The sequence below is a fragment of the Luteibacter sp. OK325 genome (assembly GCF_003050935.1).
In the GTDB taxonomy this organism is placed as follows: domain Bacteria; phylum Pseudomonadota; class Gammaproteobacteria; order Xanthomonadales; family Rhodanobacteraceae; genus Luteibacter.
On the sequence record NZ_QAOX01000004.1, the window covers coordinates 349,310 to 374,640 of the forward strand.

General features: G+C 64.3%; 21 protein-coding genes. 7 read left to right on the forward strand and 14 right to left on the reverse strand.

The genetic code is table 11. The features are described 5' to 3' along the window. Window positions 1-21: 21 nt before the first annotated feature. From C8J98_RS11630 to mutS, 5 genes are all read left to right on the forward strand, one after another. Window positions 22-1,704, forward strand: a complete 1,683-nt coding sequence (locus C8J98_RS11630; RefSeq protein WP_107913347.1) for a type IV secretory system conjugative DNA transfer family protein — start codon at window positions 22-24, stop codon at window positions 1,702-1,704. A gap of 81 nt (window positions 1,705-1,785) precedes the next feature. Next, window positions 1,786-2,043: a hypothetical protein gene (locus tag C8J98_RS11635; protein WP_107913348.1), complete on the forward strand. Its 258-nt coding sequence runs from the start codon at window positions 1,786-1,788 to the stop codon at window positions 2,041-2,043. A 229-nt stretch (window positions 2,044-2,272) separates the two neighbouring features. Continuing rightward, the gene (locus tag C8J98_RS11640) at window positions 2,273-3,625 is read left to right on the forward strand and encodes a HipA domain-containing protein (protein WP_107913349.1); all 1,353 of its coding nucleotides are present in this window, start codon (window positions 2,273-2,275) and stop codon (window positions 3,623-3,625) included. 532 nt (window positions 3,626-4,157) lie between these two features. After that, window positions 4,158-4,385: a hypothetical protein gene (locus C8J98_RS11645; protein WP_107913350.1), complete on the forward strand. Its 228-nt coding sequence runs from the start codon at window positions 4,158-4,160 to the stop codon at window positions 4,383-4,385. Window positions 4,386-4,506: 121 nt separating this feature from the next. Then, complete coding sequence (gene mutS, locus C8J98_RS11650) at window positions 4,507-7,092, forward strand: DNA mismatch repair protein MutS (RefSeq protein WP_233260201.1); 2,586 nt, start codon at window positions 4,507-4,509, stop codon at window positions 7,090-7,092. 109 nt (window positions 7,093-7,201) lie between these two features. On the opposite strand, the gene C8J98_RS11655 is transcribed toward mutS, so the two are convergent. From C8J98_RS11655 to htpX, 5 genes are all read right to left on the reverse strand, one after another. Beyond that, window positions 7,202-8,116, reverse strand: a complete 915-nt coding sequence (locus C8J98_RS11655) for a hypothetical protein (RefSeq protein WP_107913351.1) — start codon at window positions 8,114-8,116, stop codon at window positions 7,202-7,204. Between the two features lie 2 nt (window positions 8,117-8,118). After that, window positions 8,119-8,517 carry a S4 domain-containing protein gene (locus C8J98_RS11660; RefSeq protein WP_107913352.1) on the reverse strand — a complete coding sequence of 133 codons (399 nt, stop codon included), beginning with the start codon at window positions 8,515-8,517 and terminating at the stop codon, window positions 8,119-8,121. A 38-nt stretch (window positions 8,518-8,555) separates the two neighbouring features. After that, window positions 8,556-9,461 carry an AEC family transporter gene (locus C8J98_RS11665; RefSeq protein WP_107913353.1) on the reverse strand — a complete coding sequence of 302 codons (906 nt, stop codon included), beginning with the start codon at window positions 9,459-9,461 and terminating at the stop codon, window positions 8,556-8,558. Window positions 9,462-9,596: 135 nt separating this feature from the next. Beyond that, window positions 9,597-11,462, reverse strand: a complete 1,866-nt coding sequence (gene htpG / locus C8J98_RS11670) for a molecular chaperone HtpG (protein WP_107913354.1) — start codon at window positions 11,460-11,462, stop codon at window positions 9,597-9,599. A 271-nt stretch (window positions 11,463-11,733) separates the two neighbouring features. After that, window positions 11,734-12,624 (reverse strand): protease HtpX, encoded by an 891-nt coding sequence (htpX, locus tag C8J98_RS11675; protein WP_107913355.1) that lies wholly within the window; start codon window positions 12,622-12,624, stop codon window positions 11,734-11,736. 204 nt (window positions 12,625-12,828) lie between these two features. Between htpX and gluQRS the strand changes: the two genes are divergently transcribed. After that, window positions 12,829-13,701: a tRNA glutamyl-Q(34) synthetase GluQRS gene (gene gluQRS, locus C8J98_RS11680; RefSeq protein WP_107913356.1), complete on the forward strand. Its 873-nt coding sequence runs from the start codon at window positions 12,829-12,831 to the stop codon at window positions 13,699-13,701. Window positions 13,702-13,758: 57 nt separating this feature from the next. Then, complete coding sequence (gene phbB / locus C8J98_RS11685) at window positions 13,759-14,499, forward strand: acetoacetyl-CoA reductase (protein WP_107913443.1); 741 nt, start codon at window positions 13,759-13,761, stop codon at window positions 14,497-14,499. Window positions 14,500-14,506: 7 nt separating this feature from the next. Here phbB and C8J98_RS11690 read toward each other — a convergent pair whose 3' ends face one another. The 9 genes from C8J98_RS11690 to C8J98_RS11730 form a co-directional block, all read right to left on the reverse strand. Next, the gene (locus C8J98_RS11690; RefSeq protein WP_107913357.1) at window positions 14,507-15,613 is read right to left on the reverse strand and encodes a catalase family protein; all 1,107 of its coding nucleotides are present in this window, start codon (window positions 15,611-15,613) and stop codon (window positions 14,507-14,509) included. Window positions 15,614-15,695: 82 nt separating this feature from the next. Further along, window positions 15,696-17,363 carry a POTRA domain-containing protein gene (locus tag C8J98_RS11695; RefSeq protein ID WP_107913358.1) on the reverse strand — a complete coding sequence of 556 codons (1,668 nt, stop codon included), beginning with the start codon at window positions 17,361-17,363 and terminating at the stop codon, window positions 15,696-15,698. An 80-nt stretch (window positions 17,364-17,443) separates the two neighbouring features. Next, on the reverse strand, window positions 17,444-18,955 hold the full coding sequence (locus tag C8J98_RS11700; protein WP_107913359.1) for a collagen-like triple helix repeat-containing protein: 1,512 nt from the start codon (window positions 18,953-18,955) through the stop codon (window positions 17,444-17,446). A gap of 454 nt (window positions 18,956-19,409) precedes the next feature. Next, window positions 19,410-19,715 carry an STAS domain-containing protein gene (locus tag C8J98_RS11705; RefSeq protein ID WP_233260202.1) on the reverse strand — a complete coding sequence of 102 codons (306 nt, stop codon included), beginning with the start codon at window positions 19,713-19,715 and terminating at the stop codon, window positions 19,410-19,412. 11 nt (window positions 19,716-19,726) lie between these two features. Then, the gene (locus tag C8J98_RS11710) at window positions 19,727-20,905 is read right to left on the reverse strand and encodes a methyl-accepting chemotaxis protein (RefSeq protein WP_107913360.1); all 1,179 of its coding nucleotides are present in this window, start codon (window positions 20,903-20,905) and stop codon (window positions 19,727-19,729) included. A gap of 15 nt (window positions 20,906-20,920) precedes the next feature. After that, window positions 20,921-22,021: a chemotaxis response regulator protein-glutamate methylesterase gene (locus C8J98_RS11715; protein WP_107913361.1), complete on the reverse strand. Its 1,101-nt coding sequence runs from the start codon at window positions 22,019-22,021 to the stop codon at window positions 20,921-20,923. 56 nt (window positions 22,022-22,077) lie between these two features. Then, complete coding sequence (gene cheD / locus C8J98_RS11720) at window positions 22,078-22,737, reverse strand: chemoreceptor glutamine deamidase CheD (protein WP_107913362.1); 660 nt, start codon at window positions 22,735-22,737, stop codon at window positions 22,078-22,080. Further along, window positions 22,734-23,609: a protein-glutamate O-methyltransferase CheR gene (locus C8J98_RS11725; RefSeq protein ID WP_107913363.1), complete on the reverse strand. Its 876-nt coding sequence runs from the start codon at window positions 23,607-23,609 to the stop codon at window positions 22,734-22,736. Before C8J98_RS11725 ends, cheD begins: the two co-directional genes overlap by 4 nt. 3 nt (window positions 23,610-23,612) lie before the next feature. Next, on the reverse strand, window positions 23,613-25,328 hold the full coding sequence (locus C8J98_RS11730) for a methyl-accepting chemotaxis protein (RefSeq protein WP_107913364.1): 1,716 nt from the start codon (window positions 25,326-25,328) through the stop codon (window positions 23,613-23,615). Window positions 25,329-25,331 lie beyond the last annotated feature (3 nt).

Here is a 25,331-nt window from a genome sequence, read left to right on the forward strand (position 1 = left end):
CAAAGGAAAGGTAGATAGCGCATGAGTAAGACAAGGGGATATTGGGCGATCGGCCTTTTCGTGGTCGCTCTCGTCGCGGGTGAGTTGCTTTCGGGTTATCTCACCCTGCTGTTCCTCCGCCTCGGACAGATTCCGTTGCGGCTGGCGACGTATTACGAATACGTACGGGCACTCAACCTGCCCCAGGTCCGGCCCTTCGCGTGGAAAATCGAGACGGCCGGCGCGCTTGGTTTCGCGATCCCACTGATCCTCTGGTTCGTGGTGCTGCACTTCCTCGCGAAGAAGCCGAAGCAGGCCATCCACGGCGATGCCCGCTTCGCCAACGGCGGCGACCTGCGCAAGCAGAAGATGCTCTCACCCGCTCCCAACGGCATCCTGGTCGGCAAGTACAAAGGCGACCTGGTCCGCCTCCCCGGCCAGCAGTTCGTCATCCTCGCCGCCCCGACCCGCTCGGGCAAAGGCGTGGGGGTGGTAATCCCGAACCTGCTCGACTACCAGGAATCGATCGTCGTACTCGACATCAAACAGGAGAACTTCGACCTGACCAGCGGCTGGCGCAAGTCGCAAGGACAGGAGATCTACCTGTTCAATCCGTTCGCCGAAGACCGCCGCACGCACCGCTGGAACCCACTGAGCTATGTCTCGAAGGATCCTGCCTTCCGTGTCTCCGATCTCATGAGCATTGCCTCGATGCTCTACCCCAACGGCTCGGACGACCAGAAGTTCTGGGTCAGCCAGGCCCGCAACGCCTTCATGGCTTTCTCGCTGTATCTCTGCGAGAAGTGGGAATACGACAATATGAGGGAGCGCCCGCTTGCCGTCCGAAGCAAGCCGACACTTGGCATGATTTATCGCCTCTCGTCCGGCGATGGCACTGACCTGCGTGAGCTGTACACCGCCTTGTCGAAGGAATCCTTCCTGAGCGCGAACGCGCAGTCCGCCTTCGCCAACATGCTGTCCCAGGCCAACGAAACCTTTGCTTCGATCCTTGGCACATTCAAGGAACCGCTGAACGCCTGGATCAACCCAGTGCTGGATGCCGCGACCAGCGAGGACGACTTCCTTCTGACCGATGTCCGCAAGAAACGCATGACGATCTACATCGGTATCCAGCCGAACAAGCTGGCCGAAAGCCGCCTGATCGTGAACCTGTTCTTCAGCCAGTTGATCAACCTCAACACCAAGGAACTGCCGCAGAACAATCCGGAGCTCAAGCACCAGTGCCTGTTGCTCATGGATGAGTTCACGTCCATCGGCAAGGTGGAGATCATCGCTTCGGCGGTGTCGTACATGGCCGGCTACAACATCCGCCTGCTCCCGATCATCCAGAGCATGGCGCAGCTGGATGCGACGTACGGCAAGGACGTGTCGCGTACGGTGATTACCAACCATGCACTGCAGATCGTCTTCGCACCGCGCGAGCAGCAGGATGCGAACGACTACTCCGACATGCTCGGCTACACCACGGTACGCCGCGAGAACATCACCAAGAGCAAGAAGGGTGATGTTTCGAAGAGCCACTCGGAAGAGAAGCGTGCGCTGATGCTCCCGCAGGAACTTAAGGCGATGGGTACGGACAAGGAAGTGTTCCTCTACGAGGGCATTCCGCATCCGGTGATGTGCGAGAAGATCCGGTATTACGAAGACAAGTACTTCACCGCCCGGTTGCTGAAGAAGGTCGACGTCCCCGCGCTCTCGGTCTGATGACAGAGCGACAACTCTCAGCGTGCTGCCGACAACGTCGCACGCTGTTCAACCCCAAGCATCAGCTCGCCAGGAATTGACATGGCAGTCTCTATCGGTCCCCAACTCGTCGCTATCATTGGCCTCGCGCTGGCCGCGACCGTGCCGGCGATCACGAAGGCACAGACAGCCGCTGCACCCACGCCTGACATCGCTGCCACGATCAAGGCCGTCATGGACGACCCGTACGGCCAGACCTACGGCGCGAGGCACAGCTGCTGGGCATACAGCTACAGCGACGGCGAAGCGGACGCGGCGGACTCCGCCTGGGTGGCAAGCAAAGCTGCGGTTCCCTCCTGAGCTAACAGACCCATACGCCCAAGCTTCGCAACAGCAAGGCGCTGCAGGCGGGGATGCTTGCCGGTTCGCCCGCGCGAACATCGGGAACGGTGTATTTCGCGAGCCCAAAAATATAAACATAAGCTGAATAAAACAGCATAGTAAAAATCGTCTTCCGACAAATAACCCGTAGACTGCTGACTCACAAAGCTTTTTCCGCACCTGTCTTCCGACAAAGGTGGCAGTCTCAATGTCAGCAATCACCCGGGTATTGGCGAGATGGGGGGCCCTGCCTTCAGCAGATCTCTTCGCCCGCCTGGCGGACGAATTCGGCACCGAACGGAGCATCCAGCGCGCCCTGAAGGCCGAGCCAGATGTGCTTGCGATGGGGAAAACGACGAGGCGCACTTACGCCCTCCGCCGTCCGGAGATTGCCCCTGTATCCATCATGCTCCGCCGCGAAGATGGGAGCGACCGCGCCGTCGCGACCCTTACCGGATTAGCCGCCGGACAATGGCGAGTGGCTCCCGAGCCAGCTGCGCCGACGTGGATAACGCTAGGGCAGCGCGAGGAAACGCCGGGGATCTTCCAAGGCCTGCCCTGGTACCTGGAGCCGTTCCGCCCAGCCGGATTCGTCGGCCGCGCGTGGGTGCGTGAACACGCCGCCGCACACGGCTGGACGGTGGACGTCAACGCATGGAGCGAAGATCAGGTCATCCAGGCCGCGTTGGAGCAACCGTGGGATACGCGCGGCAACCTGGGCCTTGCGCGTATCGCGGTGGCCGCCGATGCAGCCGTGCCTGCAGCTCAACGTCAGCACCTCTATGCCGAGCGAGCCGGCAAGGTACTCAATGGCGAAATGGTGGGCGCCTCGGCGGACGGCGAGCAACCCAAGTTTACGGCCGTCGTCGACGATGGCCAGGAGCGACCGCTGCGACCGGTGTTGGTCAAGTTCTCGCCCTACCTCACAGACGATCCGGCCGCACAGCGCTGGGGCGACATCATGGTTACTGAAGCCGTGGCTGCCCAGGTAATGACCCTCAACGGCATGAGCGCCGCCTCGACGATGGTGTGGCGTTACGACGACCGCATCTGGTTGGAAACGACTCGCTTCGACAGGATCGGCACGTGTGGACGCCGAGGCATGGCGTCCCTGCGCGCGCTGGCGCAAACCTTCGGATACACCGGGCCACAGAATGGATGGGTGACTGCGGTGGAACATCTGCAGCGACGTGGTGCAGTCGGCGATGAACAGGTTGAACATGCTCGCCACCTCGCCGCCATTGGCCATCTACTGGCGAACACCGATATGCACATGGGCAACCTCTCCTTCCTGCTGTCCGACGACGCAGAGCCACTGCTCTCGATTGCGCCCGCCTATGACATGGCGCCCATGCGCTGGGTGCCGGGTGCAACGAGTGGACGGGCCCCAGCTCTGGAATCTGAGGCAATTCCTAATACGGATGATCGCGAAGCGCTAGTCGTCGCTCGCGAGATCTGGGAGGAAACAGCGCGACACCCACTGGTCACGCAGGCATGGGCAGCGTGGTCGAACGACCGCGCGCGCCAACTGAAAGAGCGGCTAGAGCGCAGCGAGAACTAACAGCGCAACCATGTCGTTGTCGCGATCCTACAGACAACCCTAAATTGTTTTGCTAGGGTCACATCGTTGCCCGCGTCATCGACAAGAACACGTCGCGGGCAACCATCGCTCGATGCGGTGAGAAGCGCGGGCCAAGGGTGCGTTAGGAACACCCCTGACCCGCTAACCAAACCAACTACTCTAGGAGTTGATAATGGCTGCCCACCATTCTACGGCACTCGCTCGCCCGCCAAACCCCCACGGCGACACCCCCAGCGGAAACCGGGCCGTCTGCGCCTCACGTAGACACGATTGAAGAACCGCGGCGTTCGCCGTCTACATCAGATTTTTCTTGGCCGTAGCACCCGGCGCGTAGCCGGCTGGGCCAGGAAAACGCGCTGACGCCGCCACCCACTTCATCAATCAGCCGCCCGGCGTCCGGTCACGGACAGCCGGCGAAACCGCGGGTCCGATGGGCCGCGGCACGCCGCGCTCTTGCACGGCGTGCCGCGTTTGGAACGCGCGGCGAATAGACAAGGAGCAGGCAGTGCTTATGGAAACCGATGCCAATGCGCATGAGCTTTTGAACGAGGCCACCGAGTGGTTGCAGTACTCGCGTGGGGTGACCCAGTTGTTGGCTGAGTTGGTGCATGAATCCGAGGAGCTGGATTGCGCGCAGATGTCGTTGGCGCTGGATGCGATCGGGGCGATGACGCAGCGGGGGCTTTGGTGTTTGGCTGAGGGGCGTGCGGGGTTGGTTGGGGTTGCTGCGCAGAGGTAGCGCCGGATCGCCGATGAATCGGCTCCTACAGAAGTGCCCCGACCAGGCCAGTCCAAGGGCGGTATCATGGGCGATCGGTGCGTCGGGTTGGCGCGCCCTCGGCATTGAACCTCGGAAAATCATGGCTTTAGCAGAAGACACCTCGATTGGCGCCGGGCATACGCCCTTCATGCGCCAGTACCTGGCGGCGAAGGCCGAGCACCCGGACATCCTGCTGTTTTTCCGGATGGGCGACTTCTACGAGCTCTTCTACGACGACGCCCGTAAAGCGGCCCGCCTGCTCGATATCACGCTGACCCAACGCGGCCAGTCGGCCGGCGCGCCGATTCCCATGGCCGGCGTGCCGTACCACGCCGTCGAGAATTACCTGGCCCGTCTGGTGAAGCTGGGCGAGTCCGTGGCGCTGTGCGAGCAGATCGGCGATCCCGCTCTGTCCAAGGGCCCGGTGAAGCGCGAAGTCGTACGCATCGTCACCCCCGGCACCGTGACCGATGCCGCATTGATGGAAGAGCGCCGCGACAACCTGCTGCTTTCCATTGCCGCGGGCCAGACGGGTTACGGCCTGGCCTGGGTAGACCTCTCCACCGGCCGCTTCCTGCTGACCGAAGTAGGTAGCGCCGAAGGGCTCGCGGCCGAACTCGCACGCCTGCAGCCGGCGGAAACCCTCGTCGGCGAAGACGTCGCGTGGCCCAAGCTCGTCTCGACGCTGCCCGGCCTGCGCAAGCGCCAGCCCTGGCACTTCGACGGCGACGCGGCGCGGCGCGAGCTTTGCCGCTTCTTCAAAACCCGCGATCTGCTTGGCTTCGGTGTCGACGGCATGCCGCTGGCGGTAGCCGCTGCCGGCTGTCTGCTCGGCTACGTCGAGGAGACCCAGAAAGCCGCCCTACCCCATCTCACCGGCATGGCCGTGGAGAACGCGGGCGAGACGATCGCGATGGATGCCGCCACCCGGCGCAACCTCGAGATCGACACGCACCAGAGTGGCCGCGTGGAGAACACGCTCCTGGGCGTGCTCGACGAGACGGTGACGCCGATGGGTGCGCGCCTGCTGCGCCGCTGGCTCAACCGACCGTTACGCGACCGTCAGGTGCTGCGTGGCCGCCACCAGGCCATCGGCAGCCTGATCGACGCACGCCGCCACGCTACGCTGCGCGAACGCCTGCGCGGTATTGGCGACCTTGAACGCATACTTGCGCGTGTCGCGCTTCGCTCGGCGCGCCCGCGTGACCTTTCCACCTTGCGCGATGGTCTTGCGGCAGCCCCAGCCCTGCGCGAAGACATCGCCGGTCTTGATAGCCCCTTGTTGCACAGCCTCGTCGAGCGCATCGGCGATCACGCGGACACTGCCGCCCTGCTCGCCCGCGCCGTGATCGTGCAGCCGCCCGCGCTGCTGCGCGACGGTGGTGTCCTGGCCGAAGGCTACGACGAAGAACTCGACGAGCTACGCCAGCTCTCCACCAACGCCGATCAGTTCCTGGTCGACATGGAAGAGCGCGAAAAGGCGGCCAGCGGCATCTCAACGCTGAAGGTCGGCTACAACCGCGTGCATGGCTACTACATCGAAATCACCAAGGCGCATTCTGAGAAAGCGCCACAACACTACACGCGTCGCCAGACCACGAAGAACGCCGAGCGCTACATCACCGAAGAGCTCAAGCAGTTCGAGGACAAGGTGCTCTCGGCGAAAGAACGCTCACTGATGCGCGAGCGCGCGCTGTACGAGTTGCTGCTCGACAAACTTACCGATCGCCTTGCCGAACTGAAGATCGCGGCCACCGCGATGGCCGAGCTCGATGTGCTCGCGAACCTCGCCGAGCGCGCCGAAACGCTGGACTGGGCGGCCCCGGCACTCACCGACGAACAAGGCATCCACATCGAACGAGGCCGCCACCCGGTGGTCGAGAAAGTGCGCGACGAACCGTTCGAGCCGAACGACCTCGTGCTGGACCAGAGCCGCCGCATGCTGGTCATCACCGGCCCGAACATGGGTGGTAAGTCCACCTATATGCGCCAGAACGCGCTGATCGTGCTGCTGGCTCACGTCGGCAGCTACGTGCCGGCGTCCGCCGCGACGATCGGACCGATCGATCGCATCTTCACGCGCATCGGTGCGGGCGATGACCTCTCGCGCGGCCAGTCGACCTTCATGGTCGAGATGAGCGAGACGGCGAATATCCTGCACAACGCCACCGAATGCAGCCTCGTGCTGATGGACGAGGTTGGCCGTGGCACCAGTACCTACGACGGTCTGTCGCTCGCGCGTGCGGCAGCGGTGCATCTTGCTGCTACCAGCTGCGCGTACACGTTGTTCGCCACACACTACTTCGAGTTGACCGAACTGGCGCAGGACTTTCCGACCATCGCCAACGTGCACCTGGATGCCGTCGAGTACGGCGAGCAGCTGGTCTTCATGCATACGGTGAAGGATGGCCCGGCCAACCGCAGCTTCGGCCTGCAGGTGGCGGCCCTGGCTGGTTTGCCCAAGGCGGTGATCGCTGATGCGCGCCGTTATCTCGCGGCTCTCGAACAGGGACATGAGGTAACCGTGGCGGTCGCCACACCGCCTGCCGCGACGCCGCAAATGGGGCTGTTCGCGCCTTCCCTGCCCTCGCCGGTCGAGGAGGCGCTCCGCGCTATGGATCCGGACGCTCTCTCGCCGCGTGACGCGCTGGACCGCCTCTACAAGCTCAAGAAAATGCTGCAGTGAACCATTGAGACACCCTATCAGGGCGATCTGAACAATCGAATTCCCCTCTGGGTGTCTGCTTCTTATAGTGAACCTGCGGTCTGGGCCTTCGGCTCACCCGCAACGGGGCTTACGACTCTCCATCTTCCCGCCCCGTCGCGTCCCCCGCCCCACCCACGTCAGCAGCCTGGGTGTGGATCTCCGGGGGACGGTTTTTTTGCGTGATGCCGTACTGGTGCGCTTCGATCATCGTGCGCATCAGCACGATGAACAGATCAGCGCTGAACAGCGACAGGGTATGGACGCTCCATAGCGTGTGTCCGTAGGCATCGAACAATCGCAGCGAACCGTTCGGGCCACCTTCGTCAAGCTTTGCGATATCCGCGATGGGAATGCGCTGTCCACCGACGTCGAGCCCCGCGCTACTCAATTGAAGCGGTCTCGCCTCGGCCGACAACATGCCGCCCATCACGCGCTTTGCCAGGCGATCCGCGTCGGTGATGCTGTGGAACGTCAACGCGTGACCTGCCTCCAGCGAGCGCAATGCCAGTGGCCCCCGCTCACGCAACTGACCTTCGATGATTTCACCACGCAAGCGGAAGGCATCACCTCGGTCGTCGAGCACGTCGACCCATGCGTCCGCCGGACTTCGGCGAAATGCGAGCGCGTTGGCCGGGCCGAACAGGCTGCGACCGGTGCGGTATAGGTAGAGATCGGACATCGCCATGAACGGCGCGAACGTTTCTTTTCGTGGCGAGGTGTGGCGGACGACAATGCCGTGGAGATGCAGGTCAAGCGTCGTCTTCGGCCGGATCGCCCGCCACGCGACGGTCAGCACGAGGCCGATAGCGAGCAGTAAACCGGCCGTTCCGAGAATCAATGGTCGCCCCTCGGGTGCGAACCTGGCGCCTGTGGTCAACAACAAAGGCAAACCGGCGCCGACTACGAGGAACATCAGGGCAACGGCAAGCACGAAGCGATGCGCACGCGTGCGCCCGTGTCGACTGAGCAGTCGACCCGGCACGATATCGTTGGGAACCTGCATGCTCAGAGCGTCTTCTTCAGATCCTGGATCAAGCGGCGCGCATGCTTGTCCGGTTTGCCCTGCGGTCGCAGCAACGCGCCGCCTGTGAGGCGACGGTCTTCGCGCTGGCGTTCGCGCTCGGCCACACTCTCGTCGGTTTCGGTATAGAGCTTGCGCGCTTCCGGTGCAGGCCCACGCTTCTCGGACAACGCGGCAACGACCGCAACGAAGCGTTCCTCGCCACGTGTGACCTTCAGGCGATCGCCAATCTGCACCGTCTTCGCCGGCTTGCAGGTGGCATCGTTGAGCTCGACCTTGCCGCCGACGATCGCTTCCTTAGCCAACGCGCGGGTCTTGAAGAAGCGTGCAGCCCAGAGCCATATATCGGCGCGTACGCCTGGAGTCGTCGGGATGTCGGTCATGTCAAAAGTGTGAGGTCGCAGGGTCGCAAAGCCAAGCCTCAGCCCGCAGGGAGCAGCAAGTTGCCCAACGGCACCGTGACCAGGCAAAGCAGGATGCCCGCACCAAGCACCGTATTCGCCAGACGCGGTTCGAGGTCGTACTGGTCGGCCAGGATCGCCGCCGAGATCATCGGCGCCATGGCAGCCTGGAGGACGCCGACGGTGAGGGTCAGGCCGCCGATGCCGGCTGCGATGCCTATGCCGAACACCACCAACGGTGCGAACAGCAACTTCCATCCAAGCCCGGTGATGAGCGCGCCCAGCTGATCGCGCTGCAAATGCAGGCGGAACTGCAGACCCACCGAGAACAACGCCAGTGGTGTCAGGGTCGCGCCAATCTGCAACATCACCTTTTCGACGGCCTCTGGCCAGCCACCGAGCAGACCGACGACCACGCCGATCACCAGGCAGATGAAAGCCGGAAAGGTCAGCACACGGCGCACGATGGCCGCCACGCTCGCTCCCCTGCCCGAGTACATCGACGCGACGACGATGCCGCCAGCCGCAAGCATGGGGAAGCAACCGAGCTGGTCCGCGATGACGGCGACCGAGAGCCCCGCCTTGCCATGCAGGGCTTCCATCATCGGATAGCCCATGAAGGACGTATTGCCCAGGCCACAGACGAGGGTGAGGCAACCGACGCGCGCCGGCGACCAGGCGAAGATACGGCCCAGCGTGGCGAAGAGCGCCCACGCCCCGAAGAAGGTTACGTACATGCCGACCACGGGGAACCACAGGCGCACGTCGATCGTCACGTGTGGCACCAGCGCCAGCACGAGCGCCGGCAAGGCGATGTTGAGCACCCACCAGTTGATGCCGGGGACGATGCCCTCAGGGAGCGTGGCGAAGCGCTTGCAGAAGATGCCAAGGGCAAGGCAGGCGAAGAGGATTAAAAGGGCGGACATGGGGGACGACGATAGCAGGCTCCGTGTGGGAGCCGCTTCAGCGGCGATAGCCAGATTGCCTCAGGCCCATCGCCGATGAATCGGCTCCTACAGACAGCATCGCCGCTGAAGCGGCTCCCACAGGGAGCGCGCCTCTTAGCCGAGGAGGACCCGGTTCATGCGCTGGACGAAGGCGGCGGGATCGGCCAGCTGTGCGCCGGCGGTGATCTCGGCTTGCTCGAGGAGCAGACCAGCGATGTCGCCGGCTTTCGCATCGTCGGTTTCGGCGGCGAGGCGCTTGACCAGAGGATGCTCCGGGTTGAGCTCGAGCACCGCCTTCGATTCCGGCACGTCCTGGCCCGCTTCACGCAACAACCGGGCAAGATGCGGAGCTAGGTCGAAGTCGGCCAATGCGAGGCACGAGGGCGAGTCGGTCAGGCGCGCGGAGACGCGAACGTCGCCGACGCGATCGCCGAGCAGGCTCTTCGTGCGCTCGATCAGCGGAGCGGCTTCGGCGCTGGCCGCTTCCTGCTTCGCCTTGTCGGCTTCGTCAAGCGGGAACTCGCCCTTCGCTACGTTACGAAGGCGCTTGCCGTCGTATTCAGTGAGGTAGCCAAGCATCCATTCGTCGACGCGGTCGGACATCAGAAGCACTTCGATGCCCTTGGCCTTCAACGCTTCCAGCTGCGGGCTGCCGGCGGCAGCGGCGTAGCTGTCTGCCGTGACGTACCAGATGGTGTCCTTGCCTTCGCCCATGCGGCCGATGTAGTCGTCGAACGAAACCGTCTTGGCCGCACCCTCGCCCTTGGTCGACGCGAAACGCAGCAACTTGGCGATGCGATCGCGGTTGGCGGTGTCTTCGACAATGCCTTCCTTCAGCGTATTGCCGAAGCCGGCCAGGAACGTGGCGAACTTCTCCGGCTCGTCGCGTGAGACCTTCTCGAGCAGGTCAAGCACGCGCTTGGTGCACGCAGCCTTGATACGCTCGAGCTGGCGGTTCTGCTGGAGGATTTCGCGGCTGACATTCAGCGGCAGGTCGTCGGCGTCGACCACGCCACGCGCGAAGCGCAGGTAGTTCGGCAGCAGCTCTTCCGCGGCGTCCATGATGAAGACACGCTTGATGTAGAGCTTGAGGCCCTTGCGCTCTTCCCGACCGCCCATCATCAGGTCGAACGGCGGCTGTTCCGGCACATAGAGCAGCGTGGTGAAGCTCTGGCTGCCTTCGACACGGTTGTGCGTCCAGGCCAGGGCGTCGTTGAAGTCGTGGCCAAGTGCCTTGTAGAAGTTCTGGTATTCCTCGTCCGTGATCTCGCTCTTCGGGCGGCTCCACAGGGCCGAGGCCGAGTTGATCGTCTGCCAGTCGGTCGGATCGGGCTTACCGTCCTTCTCGACCGGCATGCGGATCGGGAAGGCGACGTGGTCGGAGTACTTGGTCACGGCCGCGCGCAGCGTCCAGAACTTCAGGAACTCGTCCTCGTCCGCCTTCATGTGCAGCACGACGGTGGTGCCACGCTCGGTGACATTCATGTCCTCGAGGGTGTACTCACCCTTGCCATCGCTTTCCCAACGCACGCCAGCCTCGGTCGGCTCGCCGGCACGACGCGTGATGACGGTGACCTTGTCGGCGACGACGAAGGCCGAATAGAAGCCCACGCCGAACTGACCGATCAGGCGCGCGTCGGCCTTCTGTTCGCCGGACAAGGCTTCGAGGTAACGGCGGGTGCCCGAGCTGGCGATCGTGCCGATGTTGGCGACGACTTCGTCCTTGCTCATGCCGATGCCGTTGTCGCGCACGCTCACGGTGCGCGCTTCCGGATCCCAGGTGATCTGGATGCGGAGTTCCGGGTCGTCGGAGGTCAGGTCGGGCTTGCCGACGGCCTCGAAGCGCAGCTTGTCGCAGGCATCGGAGGCGTTGGAAATGAGCTCGCGAAGGAAGATTTCCTTGTGCGAGTAGAGGGAATGGGTGACCAGGTGCAGGACCTGGGCGACCTCGGCTTCGAACTTACGTGTTTCCTGGCTCACGGTGCCGTTCCTTCAAGATAGGACAACACCGGATTATGGGGGCGAGGGAACCGCGAAGGAAGGTTGGCCGGCCCTGGCTGGCCTCCGTAGGAGCCGATTCATCGGCGATGCTCTCTGTGGGAGCCGATTCATCGGCGAATGGGTGCTCGCGACACCCTGCCCGCTGCCGCGGCATCGCCGCTGAAGCGGCTCCCACATCGCCGCTGAAGCGGCTCCCACATCGCCCCGCTGAAGCGGCTCCCACAAGGGGCATTCTCCAGGAACAATCAAGTTACTGGGCGGCCTGGAGGGCCGCGATGCGCTGTTCGATCGGGGGATGGCTCATGAACAGGCGCTTGAAGCCGCTGGCCAGGTGGCCGGAGATGCCGAAGGCCTGGATGGTCTGCGGCAGGCTGGTGTCGCCGTGGTTGGCGGACAGGCGCTGGAGGGCCGAGATCATGGAGGCCCGGCCGGCCAGGTTGGCGCCGGCCGCATCGGCACGGAACTCGCGCCAGCGGGAGAACCACGACACGATGATCGAGGCGAACAGGCCGAAGACGATCTGCAGCACCATGACCACGACGAAGTAGCCGATGCCGCCTTCACCGTCACGCTCGCGGCCGCCGCTCATCCAGCTGTCGACGACGCGGCCGACCACACGGGCCAGCACGATCACCAGCGTATTGAGCACGCCCTGGATCAGGGTCAGCGTGACCATGTCGCCGTTGGCGACGTGGCCGATCTCATGGCCGAGGACAGCCGACACCTGTTCCCGGTCCATCTGCTGGAGCAGGCCGCTGCTGACCGCCACGAGCGCGTTGTTGCGCGACATGCCGGTAGCGAAGGCGTTCATTTCCGGGGCGTCGTATACCGCCACCTCGGGCATGCCGATGCCGGCCTTCTCGGCGTGGCGGCGCACGGTCTCGACCAGCCAGCGCTCGGTCTCGTTGGCCGGCGAGGTGATCACCTTGGCACCGGTGGTCCACTTGGCCATCCACTTGGAAATGGCCAGTGAGATAAACGCACCGCCCATACCGAAGACCGAGGCGAAGACGATCAGCCCCGACAGGCCCATGCCCCGCTGGGCGGCCCATTGGTCGATGCCAAGGACGCGACAGACGATGGTGAGAAGGAGGATGACCGCGAGATTGGTCGCGATGAAAAGGCCGATGCGCTTGAACATGGTTTTCTCTCTTGGCGGATGGCGTGCGGCGCCGCCTTATGCGGAGTTTTCGGGGCGAACGCTGAATGATTCAATCCCTGCAGCCCGCACCGTTCATGGGATGGCGGCCCAGCGCGCTTTCTCGCCCCGAGGCATCACCTACACTGTCCTCTTCGCGTCATGTACGCCGTGAGAAACGCCTCAATCCGTGTTTGGTTACAGCCCATGAGCTATCGCGGCCGGTTCGCCCCGTCGCCCACCGGCGCCCTGCACTTCGGCTCACTGGTCGCCGCGGTCGGCAGCTGGCTGGTAGCACGCCATGCGGGCGGCGAATGGGTGGTACGCATCGAAGACATCGATCCGCCCCGCGAGGTTCCCGGCTCCGCGGCCAGCATCCTGGCCACACTCGATGCCTTCGGCCTGTCGCCGGACGGCCCGGTGATGTACCAGTCCACGCGCGGCGACGCCTACCAGACGGCCTTCGAACGGCTCCGGACGGAAGGCCATGTCTTCCCTTGCTGGTGCAGCCGGGCCGACCTGGCCGTCCATGGCGGCATGCACCGCCACGGCCAGTGTGTCGCCGCACCGGAGCCCGACCGCTCGCCGGCCTGGCGTCTGCGTACACCCGACGAAACCCTCCGCTGGCACGACGACCTTCAAGGCCCCCAGTCGGAAAACCTGATGGAAGTGGCCGGGGATTTCGTGATCCGCCGGGTCGAAGGCTTCTGGGCCTACCAACTGGCCTGCGTGGTCGACGACGGCGAACAGGGCATCACGCACGTGGTCCGCGGTGCCGACCTGCTCGATTCGACGGGCCGCCAGATATACCTGCAACGGCTGCTCGGCCTGAACACGCCCGGCTACCTGCACCTTCCCCTGGTCCTGGATGCCGAAGGCCGAAAGCTCTCCAAGTCTGACGCCGCCCCGCCCGTGGACACGACCGATCCCCTGCCCGCCCTTCGCCTGGCCCTCGAACGCCTGGGTGTGACAGCCCCCATCGGCCCCGGCACGCCGCGTGATCTGCTTCACGCCGCGCTGAACGAGTTCAAGCCTGCGTCGCTCCGCCGCAGTAGTCTTGGCGGCATGGGGGAGCTATAACAATCGTTTGCCCGCGCAGCGGGCCTCTACGGGAAACGGGCGAGGATGAGTCAGGGCATTACGCAACGCACGGCACTGGTGACCGGCGGCACGGGCGGCATCGGTACTGCAATCGTGCGCTACCTTGCGCGCCAGGGCCATCGGGTGGCGACCAACTACCGCGACGAGGCCAAGGCGGCCGCCTGGCGCGAAGACATGATCCGCGACGGTATCGACGTGGTCATGGTCCCGGGCGACGTGGCCGATCCGGCCTCCGCCGCCGCGATGGTGCACGGCATCGAGGAACGTGCCGGCCCGATCGAAATCCTGATCAACAATGCCGGCATCACCCGCGACACCACCTTCCACAAGATGGACTTCCAGCAGTGGACGGACGTGGTGAACACCAACCTGAACGCCGTCTTCAACGTTACCCGCCCGGTGATCGAAGGCATGCGCCTGCGCCAGTGGGGTCGCATCGTGCAGATCAGTTCGATTAACGGCCAGAAGGGCCAGTACGGTCAGGCGAACTACGCGGCGGCCAAGGCCGGCATGCATGGTTTCACCATCTCGCTGGCCCAGGAAAACGCGCGCTTCGGCATCACCGTCAACACGGTATCACCGGGCTATGTCGGCACCGACCTGGTAATGGCGGTGCCCGATGACATCCGCCAGAAGATCATCGCGCAGATTCCGGTGGGCCGGCTTGGGCGTCCGGAAGAGATCGCCCACGCGGTGGCCTTCCTGACCAGCGAGGATTCGAGCTGGATCACCGGCTCGAACCTTGCCATCAACGGTGGCCACTACATGGGTTGGTGAGTCGGCCTCAGAGCCGGAGCTCGTCGACCGACTTCGGCTCGTGGATGTTTACCTTGTTGTGATGTGCGCGGAACTTCGCCATCACCTTGTACGCCAGGCGGCGCGCGCGCATCACCGAGCCCAGGGGGCGGTGCGCAACAACACCATGCCATGGACTGAAAGCCAGGCCATCGTCGATGGCTGCGCGTCGCGCCTCGTTCCAGGCCGGCTGCGGCAGGATGACGATGCGCGCCACGTCGATATACGGGCTCTTCTCTTCCGGCCACGGCACCGAGGCATCCTCGATCGGCATGGTTTCCAGGTCCGTGCAGAACTGCACCCGCACATCCCACTCGCCACCTTCGGCTGAGAAGTGCTCGATCATTGCGTCGCGCAGGCCGTTCGGCTTGCCGTTGACGTTGAGATCCGCATCCGTCAGTGCGGTGAGGTTAGGCGAGCGCGGCGCGACCGATACCTTCACGACATACTCGCCGAAACGCAGCGGCGCCTGGCTGTAATAGCTGTCGCCCAGCGGATTCGTCTCCGGCTGACCGCCGAGTGCGAGCAAGGTGGCGCTCTTGCCACCGAACGCTTCGACAAGACGCTCAGTGCCACGAAGCACAGCGGAAAGGGCTTTTTTCGCACCTTCCGCGCGATCGGTGGTCGCTGCCACGAGCTTCAGCGTACCCGCGAATTTCTTCGCCGTCGGCGCCCCGAAGGCGGGGCCGTTCACCAACACGAAATCCTGCGTTGCATCGCCTTCGCTGCCCGGCAGGCGGTCGCCCTCCACGCCGAAGATTTTCACGGCCATGCCGCGAGGGGTGGAAACACTGTCGTCGAGGATGTCGCCCGGCACGGTAGATAGACGCATGGCGATGCCGTACCGCCCTGCCCTGGCGAAAATCCCCTGCGCCAGTTCCCGGGGCAGGTCGTCGGGGATGATCAGCTCACCGATGAGAAGCGCGTGGCTCTTGGCATGGACTGGCCGATACGCGTGCTTTTCGTGCTCCAGGGTGGTCTGGTTAATTCCCGTCAGGGTTTCGATCAGCTGCTCGGTCGTCTCCCCCTCATCGGGCTCGACATGCTCGAGGGATTCGTCGAAGCGAATCGGCGGAGGAGAGAGGGAGAGAGGCATGGCGATCTCGAGCGGTCGGGTGACGCTTTATCGTGCGGCCGCTGTCGTGAAGGGGGCGTCCCTCCCCCCTGTATCGCCAGTGTTACATCAGCTTGTAACTGAACGTCAGGTTCCACCGCACATCGCGGTCGCGACTCTCCGGCGGCTTGTCGCCGGTCGGCTCCGCCAACGCGAAGTCCACGGTGTAGTGCTTGCTGTCCGAGACCCGTACACCGATCGCCGCCGAATCGAGCTTGTCGATCAGGGGCCGGGCGCCGTTGAGGTAAACGCGGGCCGTTTGATAGGCCACGTAAGGCACGATCGACTTGACCCACGTCGTCCCGGAGACAAATGCCCGATTCACTTCAAGCGACGCCGCCCAACCGCTGTCCCCCGCAGCATCACCCGGATCATAGGCATAGGCGAAACTCGGGCCGCCGAAGTTGATCTGCTCGGTCGATGGCAGGGCGTCGTTGCTGTACTGGCCGGTGGCACGGACGACGGTGCCGATCTTGTGCGTCCACTCCTGCGACCAGGCCAGGCTCATCGTGTAACGCGTGAAGTCGATGTCGGGCATGGCAACGGAAAGCGGACCGGCCACGTTGGTCGATGCTCGCGAACTGGCACCGAAACCGTCAAAGCCATGCGCGACCGCGAAGCTGAACTTTTCCGAATGTTTCGCGGCAGCCTTCAACCACGACAGTTCCGCGTCGAGCACACGCACGCTCGAACGCAGGGAGATCATCGCGCCGGAGTCGACATTGCGGTACCGATCGTCCTGGGTGGACGCGTAGGCGCTCATGGTGAAGTTCAGGCGCTTGCTGTTGGTCAGCACGAGTGGATAGATAGCCGTAAGCGCAACGCGTTCCTGCGAGAGGCGATGATCCAGATACGAAGGCAATTCGTCGTCGGAGTCCGGACTACCCCAATAGTGGCTGCCATCGACTCGGCCTTGCCAGCCCCGCGAACCGATCGGCTCGACCCAGGCCACGGAGTACAGTCGCTGACCGCCGCCATTGGGAAAAAGCGTGGAGACGCTTAGCTGTTCACCCAAGGGTGTGGCACCGTTTTCCAACGCGGTGAAGACGCCCTGCGCGCCGGGATGGTTGAGGTCCATGCCGTAGCTGGCGTCGTAGCGCTGCCGCGTGATGTTCAGATCGAGCGTGGTCGCACCGTCCGTCGTCGTCGGTGGGGGCACGTTCGCCGCGACTTTCGCGCCCGGCAACTCGCCGAGCAACTGTGTGTAGCGTTCGAAGGTTTCCTGGCGTAGCGGACGCTCGTCGACGATGTGCGCGGCCATGGCACGAATGCGACTTTCGAGATTGCCCGCATCGCCACGAATGGTCAGGCCAGACACATAGCCTTCGACAATCGTCACCTGGACCACGCCGCCAGCGAAGGTCTGGCCCGGCACGAAGGCGAACGACAACGCATAGCCATGCGCCTTGTACATCGCCGTCACCTTGTCCGCAGCGGCGACGAGTTGGCGCACGCTCGTGTCCTTGCCTCGCATGGGTGCGAAGACAGCGGCGACATCGGCAAAGGGAACGGAGCGCACGCCGGTGACATCGAAGCGCGTTGGCGTGAGGTGACTGGCAAGCAGCGCTTCCAGTGCCTGATTGGGCGCCTGCACGTTCACCGTGACCGAAGGCGCCTCTTTCGGCGTCTCCGTTCGCGGCAGGGTCTGGAGTGGATTGGCCGGCGCGCGGACCTGCGCCTGGGTGGAACACACAACGGTCATGCCTAAAAGGCAGCCGAGCCATCGATTCATGCAAAGCCCCCTACGAACGATGACTTACACGACGAGCAACGCAACGCGGGCGGCGTTAACCACCGCCCGCGTCAATCGCATTACAGCCCGTGATTACCCTTGCCCAGATCCTTGAGCCTGCCAAGGAGGCTGCTCACCGGATCCGCACCTGCACCGCTGTTGCTTGCACCCGTACCCGTGGTCGACGACAGGCCCGTGGCGGAGGCCACGTTGTTGACCACGGTGTTGAGCGTGGTCGTCACCGGCGCGATGGCCGGGCTACTGACAACGCTACCCACGCCAGCACCGACATTGGTCACGGTGGAAGCCACGGCGTTCGTCACGGGGGCTAGGCCGCTCAGGCCGCCGGTACCCAGGGCACCGACAGGCGCCGCCACGCTGGTAACGAGCGAAGCGGTACCGCTGAGCGTCGTCGAAACAGGCGTTGCGCCTGGCGAACCCGCCGTGCCTAGACCTTGGCCGAACGTGGTGCTCGTCGCCTGCAGGGTGCCTGCCGTACCGGCCAGGGCACCACTCACCGGCTGTGCCAGCCCACCCAGGGCACCCGGTGCCTGAATGCTGCCGACATTGCCCGCGAGGGAGTTCACACCCGTGCTCAGCCCACCCGAGATGCCGCTCGCGGCCAAGCCGGTCGCAGCCACGAGATTGGTGGATGCCGTCGGGGACGCGCTACTGCCCAGGGACGCCGCCACCGGAGTCACGAGGTCGCTCACCGTCTGTGTCAGCGTGTTCACCTGCGACGAGCCGAGCACACCGCCGAGGTTTGTGCCGATCTGCTCCACACCCGTACCAGCCTTCGACACCACATCACCCAGGCCTGAGGTGATCGGCGCGATCGGCGTGTTTGCCGCGATGTCACCGACGCCGACACCGAGGTTATTTACCGCGCCACCGGCGTTCTGGACGACATCGTCGAGGCTGCCAGTGGTGACGCCGACCGGGTTGGCGATATTGCCGATCTGTCCGAGGCCGCTGGAGGTGCCATCACCCAACGCCGTAACGGCTTTACCCAGGTCACCCACCGTATTGCCGAGCGACGTGGAGAGGCCACTACCGCTGCCAAGCAAGGTGACGGCTGGCAGCTGCGCGCCAATGCCGGACACCGTGCCGCCCAAGGAAGAAACGATGTTGCCGGCGCCGGTGGATATCGCACCGACCGCGTTGCTGGGTGCCGGAGTGCCCGTACCGCCGGTGCCGCCGCCGGTACCGCCACCACCCGTGCCGCCGCCACCCGTACCGCCACCGCCCGTGCCACCGCCACCTGTACCGCCACCGCCGGTGCCACCGCCATCACCGCCACCACCTGTGCCTCCGGTACCGCCGCCTGTACCACCGGTCCCGCCACCATCGCCGCCACCTGCGCCGCCCGTACCGCCGCCGGTTCCACCAGTACCACCGCCATCGCCGCCTCCGGTGCCGCCGCCCGAGTCACCGCCGCCGCCTGCGCCGCCGGGATTGACCGTGCCGCCGGATCCTCCGCCTGATCGCGTCGAGCCGTGACCACTGCATGCAGTGATCGAAACCGATGCGGCCAGGATGCAAGTGGCCAGAAGGGTGCGCGTAAAGACCTTGCCGAACTTGAGTTCGCTCACGACTCACTCCTCGAACGCATAGCGTTCTGGGTAGTGCCCCCTGCCTGTGGGAGCGATACATCGAATGTGACCCACGTCACAACCGTGGATCAATCAGACGCCTCGCAACCCATGTACCGGTACGCAAAAGTGGCAGGTCAGTAGGAATACGTAGAGCGAATTCGGCCATCTGTTCAGGCCCGTTGGCGGGCCGTGGATATGGATCGAACGAATTGCGAAAAGTGCGTGAATCCCCTGTGGGAGCAACTGTCTTTTTCAGACAGCAGCCGTTTTATTGTGGGAGCCGCTTCAGCGGCGATAGCCAGGCTGCCTCAACGCCATCGCCGGCGTAGCCGGCTCCCACAAAATAGCCGGCTCCCACAAATGGCCGACTCCCACAAAATGGCCGGCTCCCACACAAAGAAAAAAACCCCGGCATGCCGGGGTCTTTTCGCGAAGCCATCGCCTCGGTGAATCAGTGCACGGTGAAGAGCTTGTCGAAGCCGGCGATGCGCAGGGTGTTACGCAGGTCCGCACTGGCATTGACGATGCGGATCTCGGCGCGGTCGCCGCCGGCGTGCTCGCGCAGGAGCATCAGCATGCCCAGCGCGGAGCTGTCCATGCCGATGACCTGTTCCAGGTCGAGCACGTAGCTTCGTGCGACGGCCATGTCGCCCAGGCAGGCATCGTGGAAAGCGCGGTGGATGGAGAAATCGAAGCGCTCGCCCAGGTGAAGGGTCAGGCAACCGTGCTCGGTGTCGTGGTGAACGTTGATGGCCATGGTGGCTTCCCTTAAAACAGGTCGATGTCGCCAGCAGCCATGGACTGCTGGAGGGCGGGGCCACGCGAACGCAGGCGGGCACGCTCACGCTGCTCGGCCAGACGCGAGCGGACGCGCTGGGCACGGGCGCCAAGCTCGGCCGGATTGGCCGGAGCGCAGGCCAGCTCTTCGATATCGCGCGTGCAGTCGGCGGTGATCTCCTGCAGCTCGACCAGGCGCGAACGCGTCTGGTGCAGCAACTGGCTGAGGATGTCTTCGAACTGCAGCGAGCGGATGGTGGTGGAGACGTCGTTGCCGAGGCCGCGGTTGATCGAGGCGGCTTCGTCGGCGGCGGCGCTGGTGCGGGCGTTGGATTCGGTGATGGTCGACATCATGCGGTCGATGTCGCCCTTGGCCGAAAGCGCCACGTTCATGTCCTGCGAGGCCATGTGGCCGACCAGCTCGCGAAGCTGTTCCATCGCGGTGCGCGAACGCTCCACGTGGGTACCGATCTTCTCGTTGAACTGGTTGCTGTGCTGCGCGAGGTTGCGGATTTCACCGGCGACCACGGCAAAGCCACGACCGGATTCACCGGCACGGGCCGCTTCGATCGCCGCGTTCAGCGCGAGCAGGTTGGTTTCTTCAGCGATGGTGTTGACGTTCTTCAGCAGCGCGAAGACGGCGTCCATTTCCTTGGCCATGCCATCGATGCGGTAGACGATGCGCAGGCTTTCACGCGACAGCTGGACGATGAGGCCGACGAAGTGTTCGAGCAAACCCGCGGTGCGCGAGGCGAAATCCTGCACCGAGATGCCGTTACCGCCGCTCTCGATGATCTCGCTGAGCAGCTTCTGCTGCTTGCCGGTCTTGTGCGACAGACCGTTGAAGCCGCCGCCGAGTTCGGCCACGGCATCACGCAGCAGATCGAGCGCCTGGTGCAGTTCGCGGCTGGCGTGGCCGAGTTCGTCGACGATGGCGCTGCGCACGTCTTCCATCGCCTCGCGCACCGAGGCCTCGTCCGACGACGGGGAATGCAGCACCACTTCTACATCCGGAAGTGCGGCCGGGCGCAGGCTGATCGCGATCCAGGTCGAGGTCAGCAGGGCCACCACGATCGGGGCGAGCCAGGGCGAGTGGAACACCAGCACCAGGATCAGGGCGATGGCACTCGCGGCAAAGCCGATGCTTCGTGCGTTCTTAGGGATGAGCATGATGACGTCTCGCTATCAGGTGCCGACGCGCGAGGCGGCGACGGAAACAGGTGTATGGGCGAGCGCGAGCAAACGCGCTGCGATCGCGTCGAGCGGAAGCATTTCGTTGGCGGCACCGGCTTTCCAGGCGGCGCCGGGCATGCCCCAGACGACGGAGCTGGCTTCGTCCTGGACCAGGGTCGGCGCGCCGATCTCCTTGAGCTCACCCAGCCCGCGCGCGCCATCGTCGCCCATGCCGGTGAGCAGCACACCGATCGCGGCAGCGCCGACGCTGGCGACCATGGAGCGGAACAGCACGTCGACGGCAGGCTTGTGGCGGTTGACCGGCGGGCCGTCGTGCAGGCGGCAGACGTGTTTCGCGCCGTCCCACATGACCAGCAGGTGCTGGCTGCCCGGGGCGATATATGCGTGACCGGCCTGGATGGGCTGGCCGTCGCGGGCTTCCATCACACGCATGGCCGAGCAGGAATCCATGCGCGCGGCGAACGGACCGCTGAAGGCCGCGGGAATGTGCTGGGTGATGACGATCGGTGGCGCCGTGGGTGGCATCGCCTCGAGCACCACGCGAATCGCCTCGGTGCCGCCCGTGGAGGCGCCAATCGCGATGATGCGGGTGCCACCGCGCGTGCCGGGGGTCTGCGCGAGCGGCAGCACGGCGTCGGCAGAGAGACGCGGGGCGACGTCCAGCTTGCTCACTGAAGCTCGCTCACGCGGCTTGGCACCGGCGGCTAGACGCACCTTCGCGCAGATCTCCGGCGCGTGGTCCATGAAGGTGTTGGCGAGGTCGGCGGGCGGCTTGGTGAAGAAATCCACCGCACCCAGCTCGAGCGCACGCAGGGTGACGTCCGCGCCACGTTCGGTCAGCGTCGAAACCATCACCACCGGCATCGGGCGCAGGCGCATCAGGTTGTCGAGGAAAGTCAGGCCGTCCATGCGCGGCATCTCGACGTCCAGCGTGAGCACGTCGGGATTGAGCAGCTTGATCTTATCGCGGGCGATCAGCGGATCCGCGGCCGTGCCGACCACCTCGATGCCCGGATCGGACTCGAGCATGGTCGTCAGCACCTTTCGGACCAGGGCCGAATCGTCGACGATGAGGACGCGTACTTTCTGCATGGGCTCTAGCGACTCGGGTGGCGGAATGAATAGGGAGGAACCACGGACGACGGGCGTCAGAACAGTTCCACCTCTCCCTTTATCGGATCGTCAGCCAATCGCTTGAGGTATCGTTTCTCGCGATCGGCCAGATTGTTGTCGTGCGTGGCGCGCAACTGGCGCACGCGCACCTTGCCGCTGACCGGGAAGAACTGCACCTGGCGGGGGTAGATATCGCCCACGTCGGCCGCGCAGAGCTTCAGATTCTCGGTGGCGATGTACCGCTGGACGAAGGTGATGTTGCGCTGGCCGATATCGGTCATCGTCGCCAGCACACGGCCACCGCCGAAAATCTTCACTTCCAGATCGTCGCGACGGCCACCGGCCTTGAGAATCGCGTTGATCAGCTGCTCCATCGCATCGTTGCCATAACGCGCCGCGCGGCCGACCGTAGAGGTCCAGCTGTCGCGGTCGCCGGCGGGCTCGGGCAACATGAAGTGATTCATGCCACCGATACGCCGGCGTGCATCGCGCACGCAGGCGGAGACGCAGGAACCCAATACGGTCGAGATCATCTCTTCCTGAGTGCTCACGTAGAACTCGCCCGGGAGAATCTTTACCGTGACCACTTCCTGGGCAGGATCCCAGAAGCGGCGGACGTGCTCGAACCCAGGCAGCACGCTTTTCGGATCGAAGCCGATGAATGTTCTCGGCTGCGCGACGAACGTGTCGCTCATGTGCGTTTCCGGTAGACCGTTCGGCCGATCAGATCGAAGTCCTCGGACAGTCCGTACATGGACTCCGAGTGCCCCAGGAAAAGGTAGCCGCGGCTTTCCAGCATGCCGGCATAACGGGAGAACAGCCGCTGCTTGGTCGGCTTGTCGAAATAGATGACGACGTTGCGGCAGAAGATCGCGTCGAACTTGCCGTGCATTGGCCACTCGTGCAGCAGGTTGAGCGGCTGGATGGCAACCAGCTCGCGCAGACGCGGGTGCACCTGGACATAGCCGTCGAACGAGCCTTCGCCGCGCAGGAACCAGCGCTTGCGTCGTGCGTCGCTCACGCCACCCAGACGATCCACCGGGTACACGCCCTTACGCGCGGCTTCGAGCGCCTGCGGAGACAGATCGGTGGCGAGGATCTTCGCGTCGATCTGGAAACCCGTGCGCTCGATAGCCTCGGCCAGCACCATCGCGATGGCGTACGGCTCTTCGCCGGTGGAACAACCTGCCGACCAGATGCGCAGCCGACCGCTGCCACGCTTCTCCGCCAGCCAACGCGGCAGGAGTTCGTCGACGAGCATGTCGTAGTGGTGCATCTCGCGGAAGAACGAGGTGACATTGGTGCTGATGCAGCTGGCCAGTTCGCCGAGCTCCGCTTCCGGATCGCGGCGTAGCAGGTCGCAGTAGGCCTCGAAGCCTGAGAGATTCAGTGCGCGCAGCCGGCGGAGCAGACGCCCCTGGACCAGCTGCCGCTTGTGATCGCCCAGCGAGATGCCGCAGTGCTGCAGCACGAACTCACGCAGGAAACCGAATTCCTTTTCGCCGAGATTCGGTCCCGTCGCGCCCGCCAGCCCGACGGCATCGCCGTTGTTGACGAGCGCATTCATCGATCAGAACTCCTTCCACACACCGGCGTCGGCCGAAGACTCGGCCGGGCGCTGCGCACGCGGTGCCGGCGTGCTGCGCACGGCGGCAAACACGGTTTCCATCTCTTCGCGGGCGGCATCCTTGCGCGTCGCCTTGGCGGCCGGTGCGTTGGACGCCTGGCCAGCGATCTGGAAGAACGACACCTGGCGGCTGAGCTCGGTGGCCTGCTCGTGCATGGCACGGGCGGCGGCTGCCGATTCCTCGACCAGCGCGGCGTTCTGCTGGGTCATCTCGTCCATCTGCAGCACAGCGTGGTTGACCTGGTCGATACCGGCCGACTGCTCGGAGCTGGCGGCGGCGATCTCGGCGACGATGTCCGTCACCTTCTTCACGCTTTCGACAATCTCAGCGAGGGCCTTGCCCGACTGGTCGACCAGCTCGGAGCCGGCCTTGACCTTGCTCGCGCTGTCGTTGATGAGGCCCTTGATCTCCTTCGCGGCACCGGCCGAACGCTGGGCCAGGTTGCGCACTTCGGTAGCGACCACGGCGAAGCCGCGGCCCTGCTCACCCGCACGCGCCGCTTCCACCGCTGCATTGAGCGCGAGCAGGTTGGTCTGGAAGGCGATTTCGTCGATGAGGCTGACGATGTCGGAAATCTTCTTGCTGGAGCTGTTGATCTCGCGCATGGCGACGACCGTCTGTGCGACGACTTCGCCACCGCGCTCGGCCTGCTCGCGGGCACCGCGGGCCAGCTGGTTGGCGTGGCTCGCGTTCTCGGCGTTCTGCTTCACGGTGGAGGTCATTTCCTCCATGGACGAAGCGGTTTCTTCCAGGCTGGAGGCCTGTTCCTGCGTGCGCTGCGAGAGATCGTCGTTGCCGCGCGAGATCTGCTGCGCGGCGGTGCTGACCGAGCCCGAACCGTGGCGCACTTCGCTGACGATCGCGCCGAGGCGCTCGTCCATGACGCGGAAGGCCTCCTGCAGCTGACCGAGTTCGTCGGTCCGCGTGACCTGGATATCGTGGCCAAGCTTGCCCTCGGCAATCTGGTGCGCCACGGACACGGTGTGCGACAGCGTGCGGATGATCGAGCGGACGACGAGGACGCCGATAAGCAGACAGATGAACAGGCCGATGGCCAGTGAACCGATGCTGAGCGCGCGGACCATCTTGTACTGCGAGGTCTCCTTCTCGTAGATCGCCGCGGCTTCGTCACGCTTGGCTTCGATGAGCTTGCCGAGCTGGGTCTGGCGATCCATCAGCAGCGGGCGAACCTGCAGTTCGAGCACGTCGCTGGAGCCTTCGTCACCCTGGTTCAGGGCGTCGACCATGTCCGACTTGGCCTGGTCGTAATCGGCGGTCGTCGACTGCCACTTGTCGTAGAGCTTCTTGACGTCGGCGGACATCGGGACCTTGATGAAGTCGGCCTTCAGCTTGGTCATTTCACCGTCGTACTTCTGGAACTCCGCGACCTTCTGCTTCACCTGGTCCTTGTTGCTGACCTTGGCGGCGGCTTCGCCCAGCACGACGAAGGACAGCAGCGAATCGGTGTTGAGGCGGCTCAGGGTCTCCGAGGGAGCGAGCTCTTCCTCGTAAATCTGACGCATGCCTTCGTTCTGGAAGTGCATCGCACCCAGGCCGACGGCCGCGCCACCCAGAAGCATGAGGGTGAGCAGGCCGAGCACGCCGTAGAGGCGGCCGCGAACGGTCAGGGCGGGTACTTTGAACTTGAACTTCTTCATCAC